This is a genomic window from Micromonospora sp. NPDC005215, from assembly GCF_040607915.1.
In the GTDB taxonomy this organism is placed as follows: domain Bacteria; phylum Actinomycetota; class Actinomycetes; order Mycobacteriales; family Micromonosporaceae; genus Micromonospora.
This window is the reverse complement of sequence record NZ_JBEXHQ010000115.1, coordinates 1-2341: the sequence shown is the minus strand read 5'-3', so window position 1 is coordinate 2341 and position 2341 is coordinate 1. Positions and strand designations below refer to the sequence as shown.

Sequence of the window (2341 nt, the reverse complement as noted above, 5' to 3'; positions counted from 1 at the left end):
CCCTCATCGCCCTGGCCATGCTCAACCTCGGCGGCCACCAACCCCAACTCCCCGGAAGATGATCACCGGCGACCCACACATCCAACACAAGACCCTGAAATAGCCCTGCATGGCATCGGTGAGGTCGAGAATGTTGCCGCCGGCGACCTGGAGGTTGATGTTGGCATCGGTGGTGAAATCGTCGGCCCAGGCGCCATTCCAGGTGCCGGCCCAGATTCCGGTCAACCGCGGCGGCAGTACGCCGCTGGAGCTGATGAACAGGTAACGGCCGCTGTCGTAGAGGCGCTCCAGCAGGGCCACATCGATGGTGTTGCGGTTGGCGTTCTGCCGGGCGATCAGCTCGGTGGTCGACAGCTGCCGGTCGGCGGCGGAGACGTTCAAGTCCAGGCGGGAGCGGTCGTACATCGCCGAGTGCAGGGTGACGTGCCGGGTCCGCAGCTCGGCATAGTCGGCGCGCACCGCGGCCAGCGCAGCGTGCAACGGCTTGCTGTCCCAGGCCGTGGGTGACTCGTACCTGTCGAGTTTGGTCAGCAGGAGGAGCCTGGTTGCCGCGGTGACGACGATGCTCGACCCGTTCGCGGCTACCGTGCCACCGGTGGCGACGACCCGGGTGACGCCCTCGAAGCCGAACGCGCCCTGCCCGGACGGGTAGGTGCCTCGCAGGTTCAGGTAGCCGGAGCCGTCAATGATGCTGGCCTGGGTGGTGAAACGGACCGAGCCGGGAACGCCCGCGAGGGATGTGTTGGCGCTCAGCGTCGCCTCGATCGATCGGCCGGATGCCGGGGTCAGTTCGTGTACGACGACGTTGTCGGCTCGGGAGGCGAAGGCGCGGCGAGTCCAGGTGCCGTTGCTGTCGGTCCAGGTGGAGGTGACCTCCCCGGTCCGGAAGTCGGTGATGCGGGCGTATCCGTTGGCCGTGGTCATGCCGGGCGTGCTGATCTGCAACTCGAAGCCGGGGTGGTAGGTCTGGGTCCAACGCAGGCTCCAGCCGGCCGCGAAGTCCGTGTTGGCTCCGCCGTAGTTCCCGGCCAGCGCCTTGTCTCGCACGCCGGCCAGCCGCCCGGAGATTACCGGTGGGGTCACGCCCCGGCTGCCGTTGGGCATCACGAAGCGGTGGTGATTGAAGATCACCTTCTCGAGGGCCGGCGTTCCGTACAGGACGGCGCCGTACTCGCCGTTGCCGATGAGGAACCCGTCGGTCCAGGTTGACGCCGCCGTCGCGTCGTAGATCCCGCGCTCGGGCAGCGTGACCTGAGGCGCAACGGCCGCGGCCCGTCCGGCGCCCACGGCCGGGATCAGGGCCGCCGAGCCGGCGGTCAGCGCGGCAGTGGCGAGCAGGCGCCTACGGCTCACGGGCAGGTCTGTCATCAGAAGTCCCTTCCGACTCCGAGGCTGAAGGTTGTGCGTCATATCGTCCGGCGCCCGCAGCCCGTCGGGTCTGGGCTACGGACAACGGTTCTGCATTCTCGAATCGATTCGGCAAGAAGATGGGCGGCATGAGATCGGGCCGTGGCCTACTCGGGCACGGGAACCCCCGCGCCCGAGTAGGCATCACAACGATCGTCAGCTGGTCACCGGCGGTCGGACTTGTCAACGACCTCTGGCGCTGGTCAGGCGCGCACGAACTGCCACTGTTGGTTGGTCCCGTTGTTGGCGGTCCACTGCACGACCTGCGCGCCGTCACTGGTCGCTGCGGCGTAGACGTCGGCCGCCAGTCCGCTGGCCTGGCTGACGATGGTGTAGTAGCCGTCGCCGGTGGGCCGCAGGTACCACGACTGGTTGGTGCCGCCGTTTGCCGACCATTGCTGCAGTTGCAGGCCCGTGGTGGTGCTGCCGCCGTTGACGTCGAGCATCTTTCCGGAGGCGGTGTAGCGCAGGGTGTAGGCGTCCTGGGTGGCGCTGATCGTCCAGGTGGGGGTGCCGCTCTGCTGGACCGTCTTGGCGCCGTCGGCGGTGGAGTTGCCGGCGATGGCGAGGGGCTTGCCGCTGTTGCGGTTGACGATGCGGTAGGTGCCGGGAGCGGGTCCGGTTCCGCCGCTTCCGCCGAGGTTCAGGTACTCGACCGCGTCGGTGAAGGTGGTGCTGCCGGACTTGGTGGTCGACAGCTGCAGGTACACGCGGCTTCCGGTGGCGGGGGCGGTGAAGGACACCGGTTGGGTGACCCGTGAGCCGAGCGGGACGGTCAGGGTGGTGCTGCCGGACGCGACGACCGCGCCGGTCGGGCTGTCGAGGCGGGCGGTCCAGGTGAAGCCCACCGAGGTGTTGGTGAAGTCGTCGTTGAACACTGTGATGTTGCGGGTCACCGTGGCGTTGCGGGCGTAGCTGGGTACCGCCTGCGGCA

General features: G+C 68.2%; 2 protein-coding genes. Both read right to left on the bottom strand.

From position 1 onward, the window contains the following. Positions 1-21 precede the first annotated feature (21 nt). Complete coding sequence (locus ABZU25_RS34435) at positions 22-1368, bottom strand: glycoside hydrolase N-terminal domain-containing protein (protein WP_355033542.1); 1347 nt, start codon at positions 1366-1368, stop codon at positions 22-24. A 242-nt stretch (positions 1369-1610) separates the two neighbouring features. Further along, the coding region (locus ABZU25_RS34430) for an RICIN domain-containing protein (RefSeq protein WP_355033541.1) at positions 1611-2341 on the bottom strand (731 nt) is incomplete at its 5' end.